The following is a 23,866-nucleotide window of genomic DNA, read 5'->3' on the forward strand; positions in this document are numbered from 1 at the left end:
TCCCGCTCACGCGGCCCGAGCGCGGCGATCTTCGCAACGAGAGAGGTCGTCCGCGAGCGGCGGCGCGTGTTCGACCGCGTAGGCCACCAGCTGCGCGGTGCCGCTCAGGCCGAGCTTGCGCACGATGTTCGCGCGGTGCTTGCGCACCGTCATCGGCGCGGCCCCCAATGCCGCGGCAATCTCCGTACAGCGCATCCCCCGCGCGATCAACGACACGATCTCGCGCTCTTTCCTCGTCAGAGAATCGCTTTCCATTCACAATCCCCGGAATTATTTTGATTTCTCATTGATTCGCGACGCATGGCCAGCGTCATGACGCGCATTTCACGCGTGGCACACGCATGAAATGCGACGACATATTGAATCGAAAAACGTGAACGACGCGATGCGTTTTTTTACGGATTTTTTCAATCGCGCTCGACGGGGATGACGATCGTCCGCGATGCCGGGGGCGGAACACGTCGTTCGGGTGAGTTGGGCATAATGGCGATCTGCTTCCGGCACCGGTTGCCCGGTATCTCACCGACCTTTCAATCAGGAAACGTCATGTACCCACCGATCGAACCCTACGCCCACGGCCATCTCGACACCGGCGACGGCCACCGCATCTACTGGGAGCGCTGCGGCAACCCGGCCGGCAAGCCAGCCGTGTTCCTGCACGGCGGCCCCGGCGCGGGCTGCAGCCCCGACCATCGCCGCCTGTTCGATCCGCAGCGCTACGACATCCTGCTGTTCGACCAGCGCGGCTGCGGGCGCTCGACGCCGCACGCAAGCCTCGAGAACAACACGACGTGGCATCTGGTCGCCGATATCGAGCGCCTGCGCGAGATGGTCGGCGCTGAAAAGTGGCTCGTGTTCGGCGGATCGTGGGGCAGCGCGCTGTCGCTCGCGTACGCGGAAACGCATCCCGAGCGCGTGAGCGCGTTGGTCGTGCGCGGCATCTTCACGATGCGTCGCGCGGAGTTGCTGTGGTACTACCAGGAAGGCGCATCGTGGCTGTTCCCCGATCTGTGGGAAGCCTTCGTTGCACCGATTCCGGAAGCCGAGCGCGGCGACCTGATGGCGGCCTACCATCGCCGGCTGACCGGCGACGACGAAGCCGCGAAGCTCGAAGCCGCGCGCGCGTGGAGCATCTGGGAAGGCCGCACGATCACGCTGCTGCCCGACCCCGAACTCGCCGCGCACTTCGCGGACGGTCGCTACGCGCTCGCATTCGCGCGCATCGAGAACCACTACTTCGTGAACAAGGGCTTCGTCGACGAAGGCCAGCTGCTGCGCGACGCGCATCGCCTGGCCGGCATTCCGGGCGTGATCGTGCAGGGTCGCTATGACGTCGCGACGCCTGCGCGCACCGCGTGGGATTTGTCGAAGGCCTGGCCGGATGCGACGTTCGAGATCGTGCCCGGCGCCGGGCATGCATACAACGAGCCGGGAATCCTGGAAGCGCTGATCGCGGCGACGGACCGGTTCGCGGACTAGCCGCGCGACATCAGGAAGTCGTTTCCCCGCGCCGGATCCGCAGGCGCGTCGGAGTTCGCCCCTAGCTCCCAGTCGCTACGCGCCGGCGGCTTCGTCACGCGAATCAGCACCAGCGCAACACAGAACGTCAAGGCCACGTAGACCATGATCGGCTGCCACGGAATGGCAACCGCCATGCGTTGATATTCCTGCGGCATATGGCGAACCAGCGGTGTCGCGATCGACACGCAGCCCGCCGGCATGCCCAGCATCGCAGTCGCAGCCGTCATCAGCGCCATGCCGCAGTTCCACATGCGCCGCCCGCGCGGCGCGATGGCGGTGCCCAGAACCAGCAGGACTGCCGCCGCCTGCAGCAGATTCTTCGGCCGGATATTCGGAATGATGTAGGCGAAAGCGCCGGTATGGGCCGCCGCATACGATATCGCCCAGTAATACAGTGCCGACGCTGCGGCCAGCAGACCGAAAGACACGAAGCGCCGCACCGTCGAACCCGGCGTGATCTGCGGCAGGCTCAGGTAGTCGCTGCGGGGCCGGTTGTACATCAGCGCGAATCCGATGATGCCGAACGGCAACCCGACGAGCACCGGGACCCACGTCGACAACAGGAGCCACACGACACACCATGCGCCCCAGGTCGCCAGAGCGAGCGTGCGTCCCCAGCGGCGACGCAACGCAAGTGCGACGTGACTGACCAGCCCCGCAATCGCCGACACGAACAACGCGCCCTGCAACACTCGGAACTGCCACGACCACGCCGAAAGCGCATTCAGCGATCGCTCGTGCTGGACGAACAGCATGAACGGGACGAACTGCAGCAGTGACGTGATACGCGATCATGCGAATCGTCGTATAGCGGCGGGATGCGGGAATGGCAGTGCCGGTCGTGAGCGTGAGGCAGCGTCGAAGAGCCGGTCGGACCGAAAGCATACTCCTCGATCCGGTCAGCCGCGCCGCCCGTGTGCCACATATGTCGTCACAGAGGCGCTTCGACGATCGCCTTGCCGCTGATCGCCCGCTCGACGAGTTGCTCGTCGCCGACCTTGCGGATCGCATCGTCGAGCAGCCCTTCCGGCGCTTCGGTCGCGACCTTCAGCAGGCCCGACAGGCCGCGCGCGTCGAGCACCACCAGCGTCTCCATCGAATCCGCGCGGCTCACGAGCACACGGCGCCACGCCGGCCCCGCGCCGAAGCTCGCGCAGAGCGGAATCGTCTCGCTGCCGAGTGTGTAGTCGAAGGTCTTGATCATGATCCGCCGCCGTTGCAAGGGAATGGCGATGCGCGACAGTGCGGCGCCGTGACGCCGACGCACCCGCGCGTGCCACCGGCGCCCCGGATCGAGCCCGATCCGTTCGCCGGCATGACCATGCTAGGCGTGCAGTATTAACGAAGACTTAAACGGCATGCGCGTCGGTACGCGGCATGCGTCACGGCGCGTCGAGCGGCTCCACCGTCACGCCGACCTTCAGCTCCTGATCCGCGCCGCCGCCGCGGATCACGCCGCGCAGCGGCGTCACGTCCGCATAGTCGCGGCCGATCGACAGCATCACGTAGTCGTCGCCCGGCGCGCGATCGTTGGTCGGATCGAGCTGCAGCCAGCCGCCGTCCTCGGGCCATGCCGGGTCGTACACGTCGACCCATGCATGCGACGCGTCGGCGCCGATCAGCCGCGGCTGCCCAGGCGGCGGCTGTGTGAGCAGATAGCCGCTCACGTATCGCGCGGCGAGTCCGAGCGAGCGCAGTGCGCCGATCATCACGTGCGCGAAATCCTGGCACACGCCCTTGCGCAAGCGCAGCGCATCGAGCGCGGACGTCGTGATGTCGGTGCTGTTCGGCGTATACGCGAAATCGGCATGCACGCGCCGCATCAGGTCCCACGCGGCCTGCACGAGCGGCCGTTGCGGCGTGAAGCTCGCGGCCGCATACGCGGCGAGTTCGGGATCGCACGCGACGTGCGGCGACGTGAACACGAATTCGCTCGCCGGGTCGTAAGGCTGCCCCGCGCGGAACCGCAGGCGGTCGCGCACGGCTTCCCATGCGGTCGCGTGCCCGGCACCGGGATGCGCGATCGCAGGCGGCGGCGCGCCACGCGCGCCGAGCGACCACACGGGCGGCATCACGCGTACCGTGCTGCGGCTGCGCACGAGCAACGTGTCGTGCGGCTGGTTCAACGCGAACGACGCGCGCGCGTTGCCGAACGCATCGATCTCGGTGCCGACCGATTCCGGCACCGGATCGATGTCGAGCGCGAACGACAGCACCTGCTGGCGCGGCGTGACGAGCGGTTGCAGGCGGGCTTGATGCTGCGCCGATTCGACACGCGCCGCGTAACGGTATTCGGTATCGTGCGTGACACGCAGCAACCGGCCCGGCGCCACGGCCGTCGCGGCCGGCGCCGGTGTCTTGCGCGTCTCCGCCGCGCCCGGCACCGCTTTCGTCGCGCCTTTCGTCGTCACCATAGCGTCCTGCCCGCCTCGCGCACGTGGCTGAAATAGCGCTCGCCGATCCGGTTCGACAGTTCCCGGACCGCCTTCACCGTCGTGTCGAGCGCATCGAGCAGCGTGTCGTGCCGGCCGCCGTCCGTGGTCTCGCACAGCTCGTGCAGCGACCACGTGGGCACGTCGGGAATCGTCTCGGCCAGCTCGGACAGCGCGTAGCCTTCGCTGCGCTCGACCTTCGTCAGCCGGCCGCGCAGCGCCTGCACGACCCAGCCGAGCGAGCGCGGGTTGTCGGTATCGAGCACGACGAGCGACAGCAGCGGCGCCACGTCGAAGCCGCGCTGGAACCGCGACCGGAACGTGATCGTGCTGTCGAACAGCTCCAGCACGAGCTCGAAGCCGTCCTGCCGGTGCACCGCGCCTTCGTCGAACGCGAATTTCAGCACACTGCCCAGGAAGTCCAGCCGGTCGATCTGCCGGCCGATCGACAGCAGGCGCCAGCCGTCGTCGCGCGTCATGTTGTCGGTCTGCGCGCCCGTGATCGCACCGAGCAGCAGGCCGACGCGCTCCAGCAACTGCAGCGCCTCGTTGCCGATCTGCTCCTCGGCTTCGGGCTGGCCCGCGCTGTCCGCGAACAGCTGGGTCGCGTCGTCGATCAGCCGCCACTGGTCGCTCGACAGCCGTTCGCGGATCGCGGCGGCAGCGCCGCGCATCCCGAACAGGCACGACGCGATGCCCGACGTGCGATCCGCGCCGCGCGTGAGCGCCGTCGCGAGCGCGTGCTGGAACGCGCGCGGCGCATCGACGGCGTTCGGCGCATCGGCCGCGATCAGGCCCGTGTCGCGGCACAACGTATCGATGAGTTCGAGATGCGCGGGGCTGTCGACGTCGTCCTCGCCGCGCAGCCGTTCGAGCGCCGCACGCGCGAGGCGCATCAGGTTGGTCGCGCGCTCGGTATAGCGACCGAGCCAGAACAGGTTCTCGGCCGCGCGACTCGCGATCGCGCGCGGCTGCTCGACGAGGTCGTCGGGGCCGAGGTGCGTCTGCAGCAGCGTCGTCGGATCGACGATGCCCTCGGTCATCACCCACGTATCGACGGTGCTGCCGCCGCGCGGCATCGGCGCGTTGAACAGCGTATCGCGCATGCCGACCCGCGACAGTCCGCCCGGCAGCAGCCGCCAGCGCTGCGCACCGTCGGCGAGCGCGAACACGCGCAGCAGCAGCGGCTTCGGCACGATGCGCGCGCTGCCGGGGCCGTCGGGCGCGTCCTGGCGCGGCCAGGTCGGCGCCTGCGACAGCGGCAGGTCGGCCTGCACCGTGTAGTGCTCGGGCCGCGCGAGAATTCGCGCGCGCCACTCGGCGAGCTGCGCCTGCGTGAGCCGCGCGCCGATCACCGGCTCGAACGCGCCGCCGGCCTGCACGTCGGATGGATAGGATGCCTTCACGATGCCGCGCGCGAGCTGCGGCAACGCGTCGTCGCACGCGGCCGCCTCGCCGCACCACCACGAATGCACGGCCGGCAGCGTCAGCGTTTCGCCGAGCAGCCCTTCCGCGAGACGCGGCATGAAGCCGAGCATCGCCGGCGATTCGAGGAAGCCCGAACCCGGTGCATTCGCGAGCAGCACGTTGCCCGCGCGCACGGCCTGCAGCAGCCCCGGCACGCCGAGCATCGAATCGGGCCGCAGTTCGAGCGGGTCGAGCCACGCGTCGTCGACGCGCCGCAGGATGCCGTGCACGGGTTCGAGCCCGCGCAGCGTCTTCAGGAACACGCAGTTGTCGCGCGCGGTCAGGTCGCCGCCTTCGACGAGCGTGAGGCCGAGGTAGCGTGCGAGATACGCCTGCTCGAAATACGTCGCGCTGTGCGGCCCGGGCGTGAGCAGCACGATCCGCGAATTCCTGCGGGCCGGGCTGAGCGCCTGCATGCTCTGCAGCAGCGCGCGGTACGCGGACGCGAGCCGCTGCACGCGCAGCCCGCGAAATCCGCTCGGAAAGAGCCGCGACACGATCAGCCGGTTTTCGAGCAGATAACCGAGGCCGGCCGCGCCCTGCGTGTGCTGCGCGACGATCCGCCACTGCCCGTCCGGGCCGCGCGCGAGATCGAATGCGACGACGTGCAGCCAGGTATCTCCCGGCACGCGCGCGCCGCGCATCGCACGCAGGTAGCCGGGATGGCCGGTCACGAGCGCCGGCGGCAGCAGCCCGCGCTCGAGGATGGTTTGCGGCCCGTACAGGTCGGCCAGCGTCGCGTTGAGCAGCCGCACGCGCTGCAGCACGCCGCGCTCGATCCCGACCCAGTCCTCGGGCGTGACGATCAGCGGCAGCAGGTCGAGCGACCACGGCCCGGCCGCGCCGTCTCCGGCGCGCTGCTCGTGCAACTGATAGAACAGCCCGTTCTCGCGCATGCGCCGGTGCAGCGCATCGGCGCGCCGGTCGAGATCGGCCACGCCGTCGCTGCCGATCGACGTGAAGAAGCTGCGCCACGCGGGCGCGAGCGCAGGCGCGGTCAGGCCGGCCGCGCTCCCGCGCAGTTCGTCGTAGCGGCCGGCGGCGGCCGGCGCCGCGAGCGCGGCGGCCAGTTCGGCGGCATCCGGCTGCGCGCCGGTATCGAAAAGCGTGGGCATCGCGTCGAGGGCGGCGAGATGATCGGTGTCAATGGGCGGCAAGATAGCGTTCCGTCGTCAGGGCGCGACCGCGCACGCGCGCCGCCGCACGGGCGGCAGGCCGCGGCGCGCGGCCGCAATCTGCCCGCATCCTAGCATTCCGGCCGGGCCGCCAGCGCCCGGCGCGCCCGCGGGTCGCGCACCGCGCATCGTCGTCCGTTCCGTCATCGCCCGGTCACGGCCGCCGCAGGTCGAGCGTAAACGGGAATTCGCGGCTCGGCGCGGCGGCCGCGACGTCCATGCGCCCCGGCGTATGCCCCATCTCGACGAAGCGGGCGAGCCGGCGGCTCTCGGCCTCGTACGCATTGACGGGAAACGTCGCGTAGTTGCGCCCGCCCGGATGCGCGACGTGATAGCGGCAGCCGCCGAGCGAGCGTTGCAGCCACGTATCGACGATGTCGAACGTGAGCGGCGCGTGCACACCGATGGTCGGATGCAGCGCGGACGGCGGCGACCACGCCTTGTAGCGCACGCCCGCGACGTACTCGCCGACGGTGCCGGTCGGCTGCAGCGGCAGCGCGCGGCCATTGACGGTCACGACGTGGCGGTTGTCGTTCAGGCCCGTCACGCGCACTTCGAGCCGCTCGACCGACGAATCGACGTAGCGCACCGTGCCGCCGGGCGCGCCCTCCTCACCCATCACGTGCCACGGCTCCAGCGCGCCGCGCAGCGACAGCTGGAGCCCGTTCACCGCGATCTGGCCGAACAGCGGGAAACGGAATTCGAAGTGCGGCGCGAACCACGCGGGATCGAACGCGAAACCGGCGTCGCGCAGCTCGGTCAGCACGTCGTCGAAATCCATCTGAAGAAACGCGGGCAGCATGAAGCGGTCGTGCAGCGCAGTGCCCCAGCGCGTGAGCGGCGTCGTATACGGCGCCGCCCAGAAACGCGCGACCAGCGCGCGCAGCAGCAACTGCTGCACGACGCTCATCCGCGCATGCGGCGGCATCTCGAACGCGCGCAGTTCGAGCAGCCCGAGCCGGCCGGTCGACGAATCGGGCGAATACAGCTTGTCGATGCAGAACTCGCTGCGGTGCGTGTTGCCGGTCACGTCGATCAGCAGGTTGCGCAGCACGCGGTCGACGAGCCACGGCGGCATGTCCTGCCCGCGCAGCAGCGTGTTGCGCTGGATCTCCGCGAACGCGATGTCGAGCTCGTAGAGCTGGTCGTTGCGCGCTTCGTCGACACGCGGCGCCTGGCTCGTCGGCCCGATGAACAGCCCGGAGAACAGGTACGACAGCGACGGGTGGTTGTGCCAGTACGCGATCAGGCTCGCGAGCAGGTCCGGGCGGCGCAGGAACGGGCTGTCGGCCGGCGTCGCGCCGCCGAGCACGACGTGGTTGCCGCCGCCCGTGCCTACGTGGCGGCCGTCGACCATGAACTTCTCGCTGGAGAGCCGCGACTGCCACGCGGCGTCGTACAGGAATTCGGTGTGGTCGACGAGCTCGTCGAAGTTCGTGGCCGGATGGATGTTCACCTCGATCACGCCGGGGTCGGGCGTCACCTGCAGCATCTTCAGCCGCGCGTCGCGCGGCGGCGGATAGCCTTCGAGCACGAGCTTCACGCCGAGCGCATGCGCGGTCAGCTCGATCGCGGCGAGCAGGTCGAGATAATCCTCGAGCGCGGCGAGCGGCGGCATGAACAGGTACAGGATGCCGTTGCGCACTTCGACGCACAGAGCGGTGCGCGTGATCCACGCGGCCGACTCGAAGCGCGCCGGCACGCGGCTCGCGTCGCGCGCGGCCGGTCCGCCGTTGCGGGCCGCGCCGTCGTCGCGCCACTGCATTACGGTCGGCGCGGTTGCGTCGCGATGCACGCCGGACAGGTAGCGCGGCGCATCGGCCGGGCCCGCATGGCGCGCGCGGATCGCGTCCGCGTTCGGCAACGCGTCGCGCGGCGCGAACGGATCCCGCTCGACGAGATACGGATGGTCGGCACGGCTCGCCCACGGCAGCGAATCGAGCGGCAGCCGGTAGCCCATCGGCGAATCGCCGGGCACGAGGTACATCCGCTCGTCGCGGAAGAACCACGGGCCCGTCTGCCAGCGCGGCCCGTCGAGGCCCGGCCGATCGCGGCCCGGTGCATCGTCCGCGCGCTTCACCGGCAGCACGTAGCCGACCACGCTGTCGAGCTGCTGCTCGAACACCTTGCGCAGCCGCGCGCGCTCGAGCTCGTCGTCGAGCCGCGAGTCGAACGGATCGACGTTGACCGGCAGCCGGCGCTCGCGCCACAGGTAGTACCAGACGTCCTCGTAACCCGGCCGGATGAATTCGCCGGTCAGGTTCAGCCGCGCGGCCAGCGCATCGATGAAGCGCTTCGCGTCGTCGGTCGTGTACGCGGACGGCTCGCGCTCGTCGGCGAACAGCGACGGATCGTGCCACACGGGCTGGCCGTCCGCGCGCCAGAAGATCGACAGCGCCCAGCGCGGCAGCTGCTCGCCCGGATACCACTTGCCCTGCCCGAAATGCAGGAAGCCGCCTTCGCCGTATTCGGCGCGCAGCCGCTGCACGAGTTCGGTCGCATAGCCGCGCTTGGTCGGGCCGAGCGCGTCGGTGTTCCATTCGGCGCCGTCGCGATCGTCGATCGACACGAAGGTCGGCTCGCCGCCCTGCGTGAGCCGCACGTCGCCGGCCGCCAGCGCGCCGTCGACGTGCGCGCCGAGCGCGCGCACCGCATCCCATTGCGATTCCGTATACGGCTTCGTCACACGCGGCGATTCGTACACGCGCGCCACGGCCATCTCGTGCTCGAACGACACCTCGCACTCGTCGATCAGCCCCTCGACCGGCGCGGCACTGGTCGGCTGCGGCGTGCAGGCCAGCGGAATGTGGCCCTCGCCGGCGAGCAGGCCCGAGGTCGGATCGAAGCCGATCCAGCCGGCGCCGGGCAGGTACACCTCGCACCATGCGTGCAGGTCGGTGAAATCGACCGACGTGCCGCTCGGGCCGTCGAGCGACTTCACGTCGGGCGTGAGCTGGATCAGGTAGCCCGACACGAAGCGCGCGGCGATGCCCAGATGCCGGCACAGCTGCACGAGCAGCCACGCGCTGTCGCGGCACGAGCCCGATGCGAGTTCGAGCGTCTGCTCGGGCGTCTGCACGCCCGGCTCCATCCGCACCAGATAGCCGATATCGCGCTGCAACTGCTGGTTCAGCGCGACGAGGAAGTTCACGGTGCCGGCCGGCGTGCGGTCGACGCCGTCGACATACGCGCGGAACAGCGGCGCCGCACTCGTCTGCGGGTCGCGGGCGAGATACGGCGCGAGCTCGGTCTTCAGCGCGTCGTCATAGCTGAACGGGTATTGCTCGGCGCTCGCTTCGAGGAAGAAGTCGAACGGGTTGTACACCGACATCTCGGCGACCAGGTCGATCGTGATCTCGAAGTGCTCGGTGCGCTCCGGAAACACGAGCCGCGCGAGATAGTTCGAGAACGGGTCCTGCTGCCAGTTGATGAAGTGCTGCGCGGGCTCGACCGTCATCGAATACGCGAGGATCGGCGTCCGGCAGTGCGGCGCGGGACGCAGACGCACGACCTGCGGGCCGAGGTTGACGAGCCGGTCGTAGCGATAGCGGGTGGTGTGATGCAGCGCGACGTGGATGGACATGGGAGCTCGATTCGGGTTGGGGTCGGTTCACGTCAGGCCGGCCGCGCGCGCCGCGTCGGCTGCGACGCGGCGGCATGGCGTGGCGGATTCGGCGAAAGCGCGCGCCGGGTCAGACCAGTTCCGGCGTCTGCACGACGCTGATCTCGAGGCCGACGGCCGTCGCGCCGAGCCCCGTCACCGGCTGCGCGTCGCGATAGTCGAGGCCGACCGCGATGCGCACGTAGCGCTCGTCCGGGCAGCGATTCATGAACGGATCGAACCCGACCCAGCCGAGCCCCTCGACATAGGCCTCGGCCCACGCATGGCCGGCCGGCTGCTGCATCAGCGCGGCGGCCTGCGGCTGCGCGCCGAGCGCCGGTTGCGGCACCCCCTGCGATTGCGACTGCACGGCGTGCGACGCGCCGAGCACCTGCTGCATGCCGTCGCCGGTCTGCAGCGCCAGCGCGGCTTCTTCTTCGTCGTCGCCCGTGTTCTGCTTCGCGTCGGCGATGCGCTGCATCGCGTTGTCGGCCAGCACGTAGCCCGAGATGTAGCGCGCGGGAATCTTCAGCACGCGTGCGGCCGCGATGAACGCATGCGCATGGTCGCGGCTCGTGCCCTCGCCGCTTTGCAGCGCGGTTTCCGCGTCGACGGGCGCGTCGGCGGCCAGGTTCGGCGCATACGCGATGCGGTCGTGCACTTCCGTCATCAGCCAGTGCAGCGCGTCGAGGCTGCGCGGCTCGATCGGCAGCGCCTGCGTGAGCGCGCGCACGGTGTCGCCCGCCTTCGTGAGCGCGGTTTCGCGCTCGAAGATCCACGGCGGCGCATAACCTTCAGGATTGCCGAGAATACCCGCGCGGTCCTGCGTCTCGACTACGCCGGCCGCGACGACGACGACCTCGGCCTTCGCGCCGCGGTCGTGCCGCACGAGGTCGATCCGGTTGCCGAACCCGTCGTCGTAAGACAGCGTCGGCTCGACGCCGTCGATCGTGACCTGCCATGCGCGCACCGTCTGCCCGGGGCCGGACTGCGGGCGCAGCCGCAGCCGCTGCAGCGCATGGGTGGCTTGATCGTCGAACCGGTAACGCGAGATGTGTCGAATGGCGAGTCGCATGGCAAGTCTCAGTCGAAGTTGTAAGCCTGGGCGATTTCGAGCCCGAGGCTGTTGTTGCGGCCGATGAAGTCGGTCAGGAACTCGTGCAGGCCGCTCTTGAAGATCCGCTCGACCGAGGTATCGGACAGCATCTGCAGGATCTTCGCGGCCGTGTCGTGACACGGGTGTGTCACGCCGTAATCCTTCGCGAGCAGGTTCAGGCTCGACACGACCCGCCCGTAGCAATAGCGCAGCGAGCGCGGCATGCGGCCGTTCAGGATCAGGTAGTCGGCGATGTTCAGCGGCTTGTACTGCACGTCGTACACCCAGCGGTACGAACGGTGCGCGGCGACGCAGCGCAGGATGGTCTCCCACTGGTAGTTGTCGAGGATCGTGCCGACGTGCGACACCGACGGCAGCAGCAGGTGGTATTTGACGTCGATGATCCGCGCGGTGTTGTCCGCACGCTCGACGAACGCGCCGATCTGCGCGAAATCGAAGATCTCGTTGCGCAGCATCGTGCTGTAGAAGCTGCCGAGGATCAGCGCGGTTTCGCGCTTCACCTCGTCGAGCACGGCCGGCAGCGCGCTTTCCGGCACCGGTTGCGCCAGGGCGCGGCGCAGCGCGAGCCATGCGCCGTTCACGCTCTCCCACGCCTCCCGCGTGAGCGCCGTGCGCACCATCCGCGCGTTCGAGCGCGCGGCCTCGATACACGACAGCACGCTCGACGGGTTGTCGCGGTCGCGCAGCAGGTAGTCGGTCACGGTATCGGCCGCATACGCGTCGTATTTCTGCCGGTAGCCGTGATCGGTGCCCGAGCTGACGAGCACCGACGACCATTCGGCCGGCGCGTCGGACGTGCGCGTGAGCGCCATCCGCAGCCCGGCATCGACGATGCGCGCGATGTTCTCCGCGCGCTCGATATAGCGGTACATCCAGTAGAGCCCGCTCGCAGTACGTCCCAGAAGCATCTCGTGTCCACTCCGTCTTCGTTCGGTTCGCGCGCCGGTGCCGGCGCGGTCGTGTCCGGCTCAGTCGGCCAGCACCCAGGTGTCCTTGGTGCCGCCGCCCTGGCTCGAGTTGACGACGAGCGATCCCTCCTTCAGCGCGACGCGCGTGAGCCCGCCCGGCGTGATGCGGATCCGGTCCGACACCAGCACGAACGGCCGCAGGTCGACGTGGCGCGGCGCCAGCCCGGCTTCGGACAGGATCGGCGTCGTGGACAGCGCGAGCGTCGGCTGCGCGATGTAGTTCGCCGGGCGCGCGCGCAGCTTCGCGGCAAAGGCTTCGAGCTCGGCCTTCGACGCGCACGGCCCGACCAGCATCCCGTAGCCGCCCGAGCCGTGCACTTCCTTCACCACCAGTTCGTCGAGATGGTCGAGCACGTACTTCAGGCTGTCCGCCTCGCCGCAGCGCCAGGTCGGCACGTTCTCCAGCAGCGCCTTGCGGCCCGTGTAGAACTCGACGATCTCCGGCATGTACGAGTAGATCGCCTTGTCGTCGGCGATGCCCGTGCCGGGCGCGTTCGCGATCGTGATGTTGCCGGCGCGGTACACGTCCATGATGCCTGCCACGCCGAGCACCGAATCGGGGCGGAACGTGAGCGGATCGAGAAACGCGTCGTCGACGCGGCGGTACAGCACGTCGATCGGGCGGAAGCCCTCGGTCGTGCGCATCGCGACGCGGCCGTCGATCACCTGCAGGTCGCTGCCTTCGACGAGATGCACGCCCATCTGGTCGGCGAGGAACGAATGTTCGTAGTACGCGGAATTGTGGATGCCGGGCGTGAGCACCGCGATGGTCGGGTTGTCGGCGTTGCCGCCCGGCGGGCACACGGCCGCGAGCGACTGGCGCAGCATCTGCGGATAGGTCTCGACCGGACGCACCTTCACCTGCTGGAACAGCTCGGGGAAGAGCTGCATCATCGTCTCGCGGTTTTCCAGCATGTACGACACGCCGGACGGCGTGCGCGCGTTGTCCTCCAGCACGTAGAACTCGTTCTCGCCGGTGCGCACGATGTCCACGCCGATGATGTGCGTATAGACGTTCCCGGGCGGCCGGAAATCGATCATCTCCGGAATGAACGCTTCGTTGTGCGCGATCAGGTGCTTCGGCACGATGCCCGCGCGCACGATTTCCTGGCGGTGATAGATGTCGTCGAGGAACGCGTTGAGCGCCATCACGCGCTGCTCGATACCGAGCGACAGGCGGCCCCATTCGGCGCCGGAGATGATGCGCGGGACGATGTCGAACGGGATCAGCCGCTCGGCGGCCTCCGCATCGCCGTAGACGGCGAACGTGATGCCCGTCCTGCGGAACACGCCTTCCGCATCGTGGGCCTTCTGGGCGAGGCTCGCGGGATTCTGCGTGTCGAGCCACTGCTTCAGGCGCGCGTAGGGCGCCCTTACCATGTCGCCGGATTGCAGCATTTCATCGAATGGCTTCATCGATCTTTTCTCCATCGATCGTTTTCCCCGGCATTGCGCATGCCGGACCGGCGTAACCACTACTTTGCAAGGAACGTGCCTTGCGGAATCCGCTCGATAATCCCCCCTTTTCGCGCGCCGCCAGGCACGCCCGTGCGGCATCGCGCACCATGTCGGTGCAACGCCCGACGCGACGGGCGACGGCGGTGCGCCGCCTTCGGGCACGGCCCATGCTGCGCCGCGTCTGACGAACATAGTTCCCCCGCGTGTCACGAATGTGCAATCTGCACTGCACCATAAATCCGTCGCCGGGGCCCCGGACCACCGGAACGAACGGATCGAAAAGGCGGGCCGGTACGCGCACGGCGCAACCGGCCCTGGGGGAAGTACCGTCTGCGGCCGTGCCGGCAGTTCGACGCGATGAACTGACCGGTTAGCCGGGTCCGGCACCTCGAACCTATGCAGCCGTAATCCCGCCGACAACGCCCATGCGTATTTCGACTGACACCGATCGAAAAAAAACATCGGGCGACATGCACGAGGCGCGGTACGCTAGACCGTTCGTGCAGCGAAGCGGCGCCGCCCTTCAGGCCCGCGACTATAAAAAGCGAAGATCGAAATGGAAGCAAAGTGGCTGGAAGATTTCCTGAGCCTTGCGGATACCAGGAGTTTTTCCCGGGCCGCCCGTAACCGTCATCTCACGCAGTCGGCATTCAGCAGACGAATTGCCGCACTCGAAACCTGGATGGACGCGAAGCTGGTCGACCGGAGCATCAACCCGATCACGCTGACGCCGGCCGGCCAGATGTTCCGCGGTCTCGCCGCGGACATCCTGCGCAGCATGTATGCGGCGCGCAATCTCGTGAACGGCTACGACCAGTTCGCGGCCAGCGACCAGGTCGTGCGTTTCGCGGTCGCCCATACGCTCGTCTTCACGCTGTTTCCCGAATGGCTCAAGCAGCTCAACGGCGAGGTCGGCCACGTGACCGCGCGCGTCAACGCGGTGAACGTGCCGGAAGGCGTGCAGCAGCTCGTCGAAGGCGAATGCGACCTGCTGCTCGGCTATCACCATCCGCAGTTGCCGATCGTGCTCGACCCGAACCACTTCCCGTTCGTCAGCCTCGGCGTCGAACGGATTCTGCCGGTATCGACGCCCGACGCGCGCGGCGCGCCCGTGTTCCGGTTGCCCGGCACCCCCGATGCGCCGCTGCCGCTGCTCGCGTATTCGTCGGGCGCGTTTCTCGGCAACATCGTCGAGATGCTGCTGTTGAATGCCACCGAGCCGTACGTGCTGCAACGCTGCTTCGAGACGCACATGTCCGAGGCGTTGAAAGGGATGGTCGTGGCCGGACACGGGATCGGCTGGCTGCCCGAAAGCTGCGTCGCGAAGGAGCTCGCGGAAGGCACGCTCGTGTGCGCGGGCGACGGCGACTGGATCACCGAGCTCGAAATTCGCCTGTATCGGTCGGCCCGCAAGCGCGGGCTCGCAGCCGAGCAGCTGTGGACCTACATCATGAACCGGCCGCCCGCGGCGCTCGAAGGGGCGATCGACTCGGCCGAACCGGCGCCCGCGCCCGCGCCGGCGATGCGCGTCGCACGACGCAGCGCAGCCGGCAGCCTCTGATCGTCGCGTTCGCGTCGTCTCGATCGACGCGCGAACGCAGGGACCCTTTGCGGTGATCCGGTGGACGCATGCGGCCGTCGCATATCGCATTTTCCGCGCACACGCCCCGCTCTTCCGTAGCAAGCCACGATCCCGTCACAGCCCGAAAATTATCGCGCCAGACGGGAAATCGTTACCAGGCAAATGGCAAACGTTTGCATTCCGGAAATGATTTACTTTACATGCGACATAACCGGGTCTTTATTATCAGACCGATTATCTGGTCGGAAATAACCTGTTACATATCAAAATAAAAGTTTCGATTTATCTGTAACCGTCTAAAATACGCGAAGCGTCGCCCCTTGATTTCGAATCACGCAATTCGTGTCCGGATCGATATCAGACACGGCAGCAAAAATTCCTTTTATCAGTCGTTACTTTTCGGCACGAAAGTCGATACGTCCGACGTGATTCCATGTGCCATGGATCATCGCTACCGAATAGCAATATTCATATTCGGCAATTTCGACTTTCTTCATGATTAATAGCTTCATACGAATCAACGGCAATCCTATTTAAATAAGACATTTCAAAGCCGTCCCATTCCGGCCACATGCGGTTGTTGGTTCATATTCCATCGTGTATCAATAGCGTGTCGCAAAAATAACGTTGGAAAATCTGACTCGGAATGAATGCGCGCCATTGATTCCGGACGGGAGGTTCAATGTCTTCCTCGTTTCGACAGCAGCATGCTCACCCTTTGCTGGGCGCCGTCATCTCCGCGCTTTGCGTGAATACGATGGCCCAGACGCCCGCTTCCCAGCCATCCGCCGCCGCCGCGTCCGCTCCGGGTGCGGGCCGCTACGTCATTTCGTACGTCTGCGGCGATGCGCGGATCGACGGCACCGCCCCGCTTCCGCCCGACGGCCGCCCGTACAACCTGGGCGTGTCGTTCGTGTCGGCGCAGACCGGGCAGCCGCTCTCCAACGTCCAGGTGCGCCTGCGCCGACATGGCCGCGTACTCGTCGAATTCAACGCATCCGGATCGCGCTGCCTGTTCAGCGTGCCCGATGCGAGCTACCGGGTCGAAGGGACCTATCAGGGCGCCACCCAGTTCGCGATCGTCGAAACGGGCGTGCTGACCACGCAGTTGCGATGGTGAGCGCTGCCGCCCACCCCGCCCCGATCACGCCTTTCATCGCAACGTATCGAATCGAGGAGTTCGGAATGACTCGCGCAGAACGACCGGACGGCTCGCCCGTTCATCAGCCGAAACCGTCCTGGGGGCCAGGAAAGAACGCCGCGCTCAGCTTCGTCGCGTTCGCCGCGATCTTCGGCATCTTCGCGTACACCGAACGGGACACGAGGATCGGCCATGCCAGCATGACGCACGACCTCTCCGGCGCGATCGGAACCGCCGTCGGGAAGTACCGCCACGCGATCGTGGCCGCGAGCGCGCGCATGACGGGCGCGTCCGGCACGACTGGAGCGTCGGCCGCCCCCGCGCCGGCACTCGCCGAGGCCGCGCCGCCCGCGACGCGGCAGCCGTCCGCTCCGGATGCGCCCGCTGTATCGGCGGCACCGCCCGCGATGCTCGCGGTCGGGCCGGACACCGCGCCACGGGCGCGAACCCACGGCATCGCGAAACACCGGCAATCGTCGCATGCGGCGCCCGCAATGCTGACGGCCGACTCGCGTTCCGCGCCGGCCCGCGGTCGCGCCGCCGTCCGGCCAGGCGCCGCCCACCGCACGCCGCGAACCGAAACGCTCGCGGGCACGAAAAAGCGCCTGGATTTCGCGCCGAATCCGCAGCCGTACGGCGCCGATTCGGCACGGATGCAGACGGCGAGCATCACGCGCCCGGAACTGGAAAGCGCGCGTGCGCTGGCGAAGGCGCGCTCGTGCGCGGTGATCGACGAATGGAGCTGCGTCGAGCAAAACGCGAGCCGCGCGCTCGCGATCGACCCGAAGAACAGCGAATCGCGCGCGTTGCTCGGGCAAGCGGTCCGCAATCGGCTGTAGGCCGAACGCCGCACGGCCGTGCCATACGCAGCGCGCAGCGGCATGCGGCGTCGGCATGCAGCCGATGCGGCCGTACCTTGTGAGGACACACCGTGGACGACAATCATCAACAACCATGCACTACCGTCGCTCCGTCCAGCCGACGGATCCTCCTGCATGCACCGCTGGTGTTGCTGCTCGTCGCGTCCGGCCCCAGCTTCTGCGCCGAAGACGTCAGCGACATCGCCGGGACCAGCGGCACGTCGAATGCGCCGCCGCCCGACGGGCAGCCGACGAGCGCATCGGACGGGCGCACGCGAGGCGCGGCGCCCCCGCTTGCGCCGACGCCGATCGCGCAGGCGTCGCCGATGCCGACCACGGTCGTGGTGGAACCGGACGCGCCGCAATCGAGCGCCCCGGTGCCGGCTCCGCGATCGCCGGACAAGCCCGACACACCGGCCCCGGTCGCCGAAACGCCGGTCGCACCGATGCAGCTTGCGCAGGTCGCGATCGACCGCCCCTCCGACGCACCGGCACGTGCCACCGCGACGACGTCCGACACGCCCGCGCCCGGTTCCCCGGCGCCGGCCGTGCCGACGCCGAACGCCCCGCTGACGATCGCCCAAGCCGCGCCGTCGACTACGCCGACGCAAACCGCGCAAGCCTCCGGCACCCCGATGCCGAACTCGCCGGCGCCGATGCCCCAGTCACCCGGCTCGCCGCTGCCGTCGTCCGGAACGCCGAACTCGCAGACGCCCGGCGCCCAGCTACCGGGCGAAGCGATCCAGCGCTCGCAAGGGCCCGACGTCGAAACGCCGAATGCGCAGGCGCCGAACCTGCGTACCGCCGACGTCGCGACCGTGCGCAACGACGTGTTCGGCCTCGCGGCGAGCGGCGGCGCGGTCAAGGCGCTCGACGAAGCGAAGGCGCGGCCCGATGCGTTCTCCGCCGTCGACATCGCGCAGCTCGAAGAACTGTCGATTCGCCAGCAGGTGCGCGGCGGACGCGACAAGTCGCGCGCGATGACGAGTTCCGACCGCTTCGACGGGATCGACGATGCGCTGCGGGCGGCCGACGATCTCGACAAGCGGATGCCGGCCACGCCCGAGTACACGCCGGTCAGGACGGCGCTCGCGGGCGATCGCACGATCGCCTATGCGGCGCGCGGCGACATGACGAAGGCCGTTGCGACGTTCGAGACGATTCCGTCCAATGCGGAGATCTCGATCGACGCGCTGTCGGCCGTCGGCGACGCGTACCTGTACCTGAGCGAACCGGGCAAGGCGAATGCCGTGTACCAGCGCGCGCTGCAACAGGCGACCGCGTCGCCGACCGACCGCGCGACCCGCGGCTTCCAGTACGGCGCGCGCACGCGCCCGATCGAGCTGCGCGAAGGGCTGTTCTGGTCGTACGTCGACCAGGGGAACCCGGCGGGCGCGAAACAGGCGCTCGACGACATGGGCAAGTCGCTGCCGCCGGCCAGCCAGGTCGTCAACTACGGCCCGGGGGAAAGCGACTACCTGCGCTACTACCGGCTGCGCGCGCAATACCTGATCTACACCGGCCACGTCGACGAAGGGATCGCCGCGCTCGAAGCGCTCGAGAAACAGGTGCCGTTCAACGCGGAGATCCGTGCGGCGCACGCCGACGCGGTGTCCGGCCAGTCGCATCCGCGCCAGGCGATCGCGATGTATCGCGCGTCGCTGACCGATCACCCGGACAGCGTCGAGATGCTCGCGGGCCTCGGCCGCGCGTCGCTTGTAGCCGACGACTACGCGAGCGCGAAGAGCGTCGACCAGACCCTGGACAACACGTTCCCGGACAGCGGCGCCGTGCGCGGCTTCAAGCGCGACTACAACGCGTACCGCAGCCCCGTGTTCACGACCGACCTGAGCTTCGAGCACGGCAACAGCGCGCTGGCCGACAACAGCTTCACGTCGGACAGCTACATCTATTCGCAGCCGTTCGGCGACAACTGGCGCGTGTTCTCGCATACGTTCTTCGGCTACGCGCAGACCGATGGCGGCAACCTGAGCCGCACCCGCACGGGCGTCGGCGGCGACTACCGGCACGGGCCGCTGACCGTGCAGGGCGAAGTCACGCGCTCGCTCGGCGGGGACGGCCGAACCGGCGGGCGCGGAACGATCGCGTATGCGCTGAACGACTACTGGACGGTCAGCGGCGACCTCGACACCAACGACAACTCGCTGCCGTGGAAAGCGTATGCCGCGCACATCTGGGGCCGCTCGGCGAACGTGTCGGTCGTCTATCGCCAGAACGACCGTCGCCAGGTCAGGCTGAGCTACGGCGTGAGCCGCTACAGCGATTCGAACCTGCACCAGGAGATCTCGGCGGGCGCCACGCAACGCGTGTACACGAGCGCCAACCAGCTCGTCAACGTGTCGCTGGATCTCGGCACCGACAGCAACACGCGGCACGACGCCCCCTACTTCAGCCCGGGCCGCGACTACGCGGCCGCGGCCACCGTCATGCATCAGTTAACGCTGTGGAAGAAGGGCGACCTGGGGCTGCAGCAGCGCGTGTCGGTGTCCGGCGGCGCGTACAACGAGCGCGGCTTCGGCACCAGCGCCCTGTGGAGCGCGCGCCTCGAACATGCATGGACCTTCAAGCACGACATCACGCTGAGCTACGGCGTCGAGGTCAGCAGCCACGCGTACGACGGCCAGCACGAGCGTTCCGAAACCGGCTTCATGTCGGTCAACCTGCCGTTCTAGCAAGGAGAGCGCGCAATGCAATCCAGACGGACCTTCATGTGCGGATGCCTCGGCGCGTTTACCGCGTGCTCGCTGTTCCCGGGTGTGACGAAGGCCAGAATGATCGACCTGCTGCCGCCGTCCGACCCGGCCGACGGCAAGACGTTTCGCGTGATCTGCCTGCACGACGTGCGCGACAACCTGATGGCGTCGTTTTCGTCGCCGTCGCCGTCGGCGATGCTCGATCCGTTCGCGGTCGATACCGGCACGTTGACCGCGATCTTCTCGTGGCTGCAGACCAACAACTACCACACCATCACGGTCAAGCAGATCGAGGAGTCGCGGCACGGCGGCAAGCCGCTGCCGCCGCGCGCGGTGCTGCTCACGTTCGACGACGGCTTTCGCAGCCACTACACGAAGGTGCTGCCGCTGCTCGAGCGGTTCAAGTATCCGGCCGTGATGGGCATCGTCACCGCGTGGATCGATACGCCCCCCGATACGCCGATCCGCCTCAGCGACAAGGTCCAGGTGCCGCGCGACTACTTCATGTCGTGGAACGAGGTGAAAGCGCTCGGTCAGTCGAACCTCGTCGAGCTCGGCTGCCACACGCACAATCTCCATCACGGCGCGATCGCGAATCCGCAAGGCAACGAGCTGCCGGCGACGACGTCACACCTGTACCTGCCGGACCAGAAACGCTACGAGACCGACGCCGAATTCGAAGCGCGCGTGCACGACGACCTGCAGACCTGCGTGCGCCAGATCCGCGAACATACCGGCATCGTCGCCCGCTCGATGGTGTGGCCGTACGGCGCGGAAAACCAGCCCGTGCGCCAGATCTCGACGTCGCTCGGCATGGACATCCAGTTCAGCCTCGACGCCGGCCCGAACACGCCGGACGTGCCACTCGACCGGCTGCGGCGGATCCTGCTGATGTACGACGTCGACATCGGCGGGTTCGAGCGCTCGATGCGCGAGCCGGCATCGAACCGCGGCGACGTCGACGTGCCCGAGCGCACCGTGCAGGTCGATCTCGACCAGGTCTACGATCCGAACCCCGCGCGACAGGAAGAGAATCTCGGCAAGCTGATCGAACGCATCTACCGGATGCAGCCGAAATCGGTGTACCTGCAGGCGTATGCGGACCCGAAAGGCACGGGTGTGGCCGAAGCCGTGTATTTCCCGAACCGGCACCTGCCGATGCGCGCCGATCTCTTCTCGCGCGCCGCATGGCAGCTCAACACGCGCGCCAACGTGCAGGTGTACGCATGGATGCCGGTGCTCGCGTTCCGGCCGCCGGCCGACAAGCTGCGCGCGCTCGAGGCCGTGAGCGCGTACGGCGGCGCGCCGGCCCGCGAGAACGGCACGCGCACGTTCCGGCTGAGCCCGTTCGATCCGGACGCGCGGCTGATGATCCAGCAGATCTACGAGGATCTCAGCAAGCATGCGTCGTTCAGCGGCATCCTGTTCAGCGACGACGCGGTGCTCGACGACTACGAGGATGCCGGCCGGCATGCGCAGCGCATCTACGCGCAGTGGGGGCTGCCGGCCGACGTCGGCAAGATCCGCGAGAACCCCGACCTGATGAAGCGCTGGACCCGGCAGAAGTCGCGCTACCTGATCGACCTGACGCGCCAGCTCGAACAGGTCGTGCTCGCGCACCAGAACGTGGGCGACGTGCTGACCGCGCGCAACATCTTCGCGATGCCGGTGCTCAAGCCCGAATCGGAGGCGTGGTACGCGCAGAACTACGACGATTTCCTCGCCGCCTACGACTACGTCGCGCTGATGGCGATGCCGTACATGGAACAGGCGAAGGACCCCGAAGGCTGGATGGACCGGCTCGTGCAGGCCGTCCGCGCGAAGAAGCTCGGGCTGCGGCGCACCGTGTTCGAGCTGCAGTCGTACGACTGGCACGCTCGCAAGGCGGTGGCGGCCGGCACGCTGCTCGCGCAGATGCGGCGGCTGCGCAGCGAGGGCGCGGTGAACTTCGGCTACTACCCGGACAACTTCCTGAACGATCAGCCGGATCTCGACGCGATGCGCGACGTGATGTCGCTGAAGTCGCGCCTCGACCCGACCTCGATCAACGCGCTGATGCAGATGCAACCCATCCAGGGGACGAAGACGCCATGACCACCCACAGCATCATCCAGCGCCTGCAGGATTTCGTTTTCTACTATCCGTTCTTCATGTCGTACCTGTGGATGATCGGCGGTGTCGTGCACTACTTCCTGCTCGAAGAAGGCCGCACGCTGTCGACGCGCACGATCGCGGCGAGCGGCATTCCGAAGATCTCGATCGTCGTGCCGTGCTTCAACGAGGCGGCGAACGCGCGCAGCGTGATCCGTCATCTGAACGCGATGGATTACCCGAACTACGACATCATCGCGGTCAACGACGGCAGCCAGGACCGCACCGGCGAGATCCTCAACGAGCTGGCCGTCGAGATTCCGCGGCTGCTCGTCATCCATCACGCGCGCAACGAAGGCAAGGCGGTCGGGCTCACGACCGCGGCCGCGGTATCGAACGCGGAATATCTGCTCTGCATCGACGGCGATGCGCTGCTCGCGCACGACGCGGCCGGCTGGATGCTCGAGCATTTCCTGACCGATCCGGGCGTCGGCGCGGTAACCGGCAATCCGCGCATCCGCACGCGCACGTCGCTGCTGGGGCGCATGCAGGTCGGCGAATTCTCGTCGATCGTCGGCCTGATCAAGCGCACGCAGCAGGTGTACGGCCGCATCTTCACGGTATCGGGCGTGATCACGATGTTCCGCAAGACCGCGCTCGCCGACGTCGGCTACTGGAGCTCGGACATGCTGACCGAGGACATCGACATCAGCTGGAAACTGCAGTGCCGGGACTGGCGTGTGGTGTACGAGCCGCATGCGCTCAGCTGGATCCTGATGCCCGAGACGCTGAAGGGGCTGTACCGGCAGCGGCTGCGCTGGTCGAAGGGCGGCATCCAGGTGCTGATCAAATATGCGGGCACGCTCGTGCGGCCGACGCAGATGATGATGTGGCCGCTGTTCGCCGAGTACCTGATCGGCATCGCGTGGGCGTACTCGATGTCGTTCATCCTGCTGCTCGCGCTGATCGACGTGGTCTACCCGCTTCCGCCGAACTGGCATGTATCCGTGGTGCCGCACTGGCACGGGATGCTGCTGGTCGCGACCTGCATCCTGCAGCTGATCATCGGCAGCATGATCGATCGTCGTTACGACGAAAAACTCCTGATGTATTTCCTTGACACCATCTGGTACCCCGTCGCCTTCTGGCTGATCAGCATGATCACCACCGTCGTCGCCCTGCCCGCCGTCGTACTGCGGGGCCGCGGCAAGCGGGCCGTATGGGTCAGTCCCGACCGAGGCATTCGACATGAAGAACGCGCCGATTATTGACCTTTCCCTGCGCGCACCGCGCGAAATCATCGCCGAACGCGGCAGGTTCGTCGGGCCCGTGCTCGTCGCGTGGTACCGCCTGTTGCGGCCCGCGCTCGTCGGCGGCGTATGGGCATCGATCTGCATCTACACGTACCGCTACCTGCTGCCGTTCAACGAGGCCGAGATGCCGATCGAGCAGATCGTGTTCTACGTAACGAGCATCGCGCTCATCGCCGGCACGATCGTCACGTGGCTGATCGCCGGGCGCGTCGTGCACCCGTTCGCGTACCGGTTGCGCACGTCGAAGATGCTGCGTCGCTCGGCCAGCGTGAAGATGCGCGCGGTGCCGCCGACCGCGCTCGCGGGCGCCCGCCGGCGCGGCGCGCGGCGCACGACGCGCATTCTCGTCGCGTCGCACGACGCGAACGGCTCGATTTCCGGCATCGAATGGGTCGCGCACGCAGGGCCGCAACCCCGCGAATAAGT

Annotated in this window: 17 protein-coding genes; 8 read left to right on the forward strand and 9 right to left on the reverse strand. The window is 67.8% G+C overall.

Annotated features, from left to right (window positions below; translation table 11 throughout):
- Positions 1-6 precede the first annotated feature (6 nt).
- On the reverse strand, positions 7-255 hold the full coding sequence (locus HWX08_RS05610; protein WP_069259667.1) for a response regulator transcription factor: 249 nt from the start codon (positions 253-255) through the stop codon (positions 7-9).
- A gap of 291 nt (positions 256-546) precedes the next feature.
- Between HWX08_RS05610 and pip the strand changes: the two genes are divergently transcribed.
- Entirely contained in the window at positions 547-1,479 is a 933-nt protein-coding gene (gene pip / locus HWX08_RS05615; RefSeq protein WP_174922970.1) for a prolyl aminopeptidase, read from the forward strand.
- Here pip and HWX08_RS05620 read toward each other — a convergent pair.
- From HWX08_RS05620 to HWX08_RS05655, 8 genes are all read right to left on the reverse strand, one after another.
- Complete coding sequence (locus HWX08_RS05620) at positions 1,476-2,276, reverse strand: hypothetical protein (RefSeq protein WP_174922969.1); 801 nt, start codon at positions 2,274-2,276, stop codon at positions 1,476-1,478. The two genes, pip and HWX08_RS05620, sit on opposite strands and share 4 nt — an antisense overlap.
- A 176-nt stretch (positions 2,277-2,452) precedes the next feature.
- Positions 2,453-2,725 (reverse strand): hypothetical protein, encoded by a 273-nt coding sequence (locus HWX08_RS05625; protein ID WP_174922968.1) that lies wholly within the window; start codon positions 2,723-2,725, stop codon positions 2,453-2,455.
- A gap of 178 nt (positions 2,726-2,903) precedes the next feature.
- Positions 2,904-3,935: a transglutaminase family protein gene (locus tag HWX08_RS05630; protein WP_069259664.1), complete on the reverse strand. Its 1,032-nt coding sequence runs from the start codon at positions 3,933-3,935 to the stop codon at positions 2,904-2,906.
- Entirely contained in the window at positions 3,929-6,535 is a 2,607-nt protein-coding gene (locus HWX08_RS05635) for a circularly permuted type 2 ATP-grasp protein (RefSeq protein WP_174922985.1), read from the reverse strand. The genes HWX08_RS05630 and HWX08_RS05635 overlap by 7 nt, the downstream gene beginning before the upstream one ends.
- 214 nt (positions 6,536-6,749) lie before the next feature.
- Positions 6,750-10,178: a transglutaminase family protein gene (locus tag HWX08_RS05640; protein ID WP_069259663.1), complete on the reverse strand. Its 3,429-nt coding sequence runs from the start codon at positions 10,176-10,178 to the stop codon at positions 6,750-6,752.
- A 109-nt stretch (positions 10,179-10,287) separates the two neighbouring features.
- Positions 10,288-11,271, reverse strand: a complete 984-nt coding sequence (locus tag HWX08_RS05645; protein WP_174922057.1) for a transglutaminase family protein — start codon at positions 11,269-11,271, stop codon at positions 10,288-10,290.
- Positions 11,272-11,279: 8 nt separating this feature from the next.
- Positions 11,280-12,221: an alpha-E domain-containing protein gene (locus HWX08_RS05650; RefSeq protein WP_069259661.1), complete on the reverse strand. Its 942-nt coding sequence runs from the start codon at positions 12,219-12,221 to the stop codon at positions 11,280-11,282.
- Positions 12,222-12,281: 60 nt separating this feature from the next.
- Positions 12,282-13,697, reverse strand: a complete 1,416-nt coding sequence (locus tag HWX08_RS05655) for a circularly permuted type 2 ATP-grasp protein (RefSeq protein ID WP_069259660.1) — start codon at positions 13,695-13,697, stop codon at positions 12,282-12,284.
- Between the two features lie 598 nt (positions 13,698-14,295).
- On the opposite strand from HWX08_RS05655, the gene HWX08_RS05660 reads away from it, so the two are divergent.
- From HWX08_RS05660 to HWX08_RS05690, 7 genes are all read left to right on the forward strand, one after another.
- Positions 14,296-15,300, forward strand: coding sequence for a LysR substrate-binding domain-containing protein (locus HWX08_RS05660; protein ID WP_174922058.1), 1,005 nt, complete (start codon positions 14,296-14,298; stop codon positions 15,298-15,300).
- 703 nt (positions 15,301-16,003) lie between these two features.
- Positions 16,004-16,441 carry a hypothetical protein gene (locus HWX08_RS05665; RefSeq protein ID WP_069259658.1) on the forward strand — a complete coding sequence of 146 codons (438 nt, stop codon included), beginning with the start codon at positions 16,004-16,006 and terminating at the stop codon, positions 16,439-16,441.
- A gap of 65 nt (positions 16,442-16,506) precedes the next feature.
- Positions 16,507-17,301: a hypothetical protein gene (locus tag HWX08_RS05670; RefSeq protein ID WP_174922059.1), complete on the forward strand. Its 795-nt coding sequence runs from the start codon at positions 16,507-16,509 to the stop codon at positions 17,299-17,301.
- 92 nt (positions 17,302-17,393) lie between these two features.
- Positions 17,394-20,015, forward strand: coding sequence for a poly-beta-1,6 N-acetyl-D-glucosamine export porin PgaA (gene pgaA, locus HWX08_RS05675; protein ID WP_174922060.1), 2,622 nt, complete (start codon positions 17,394-17,396; stop codon positions 20,013-20,015).
- Between the two features lie 15 nt (positions 20,016-20,030).
- Positions 20,031-22,130, forward strand: a complete 2,100-nt coding sequence (gene pgaB, locus HWX08_RS05680; protein WP_174922061.1) for a poly-beta-1,6-N-acetyl-D-glucosamine N-deacetylase PgaB — start codon at positions 20,031-20,033, stop codon at positions 22,128-22,130.
- Positions 22,127-23,398, forward strand: coding sequence for a poly-beta-1,6-N-acetyl-D-glucosamine synthase (gene pgaC, locus HWX08_RS05685; RefSeq protein WP_174922062.1), 1,272 nt, complete (start codon positions 22,127-22,129; stop codon positions 23,396-23,398). The genes pgaB and pgaC overlap by 4 nt, the downstream gene beginning before the upstream one ends.
- Positions 23,376-23,864, forward strand: coding sequence for a Biofilm PGA synthesis auxiliary protein PgaD (locus tag HWX08_RS05690; RefSeq protein ID WP_069259653.1), 489 nt, complete (start codon positions 23,376-23,378; stop codon positions 23,862-23,864). Before pgaC ends, HWX08_RS05690 begins: the two co-directional genes overlap by 23 nt.
- The last annotated feature ends 2 nt before the right edge of the window (positions 23,865-23,866 follow it).

This window comes from Burkholderia metallica, from assembly GCF_902832845.1.
GTDB lineage: Bacteria > Pseudomonadota > Gammaproteobacteria > Burkholderiales > Burkholderiaceae > Burkholderia > Burkholderia metallica.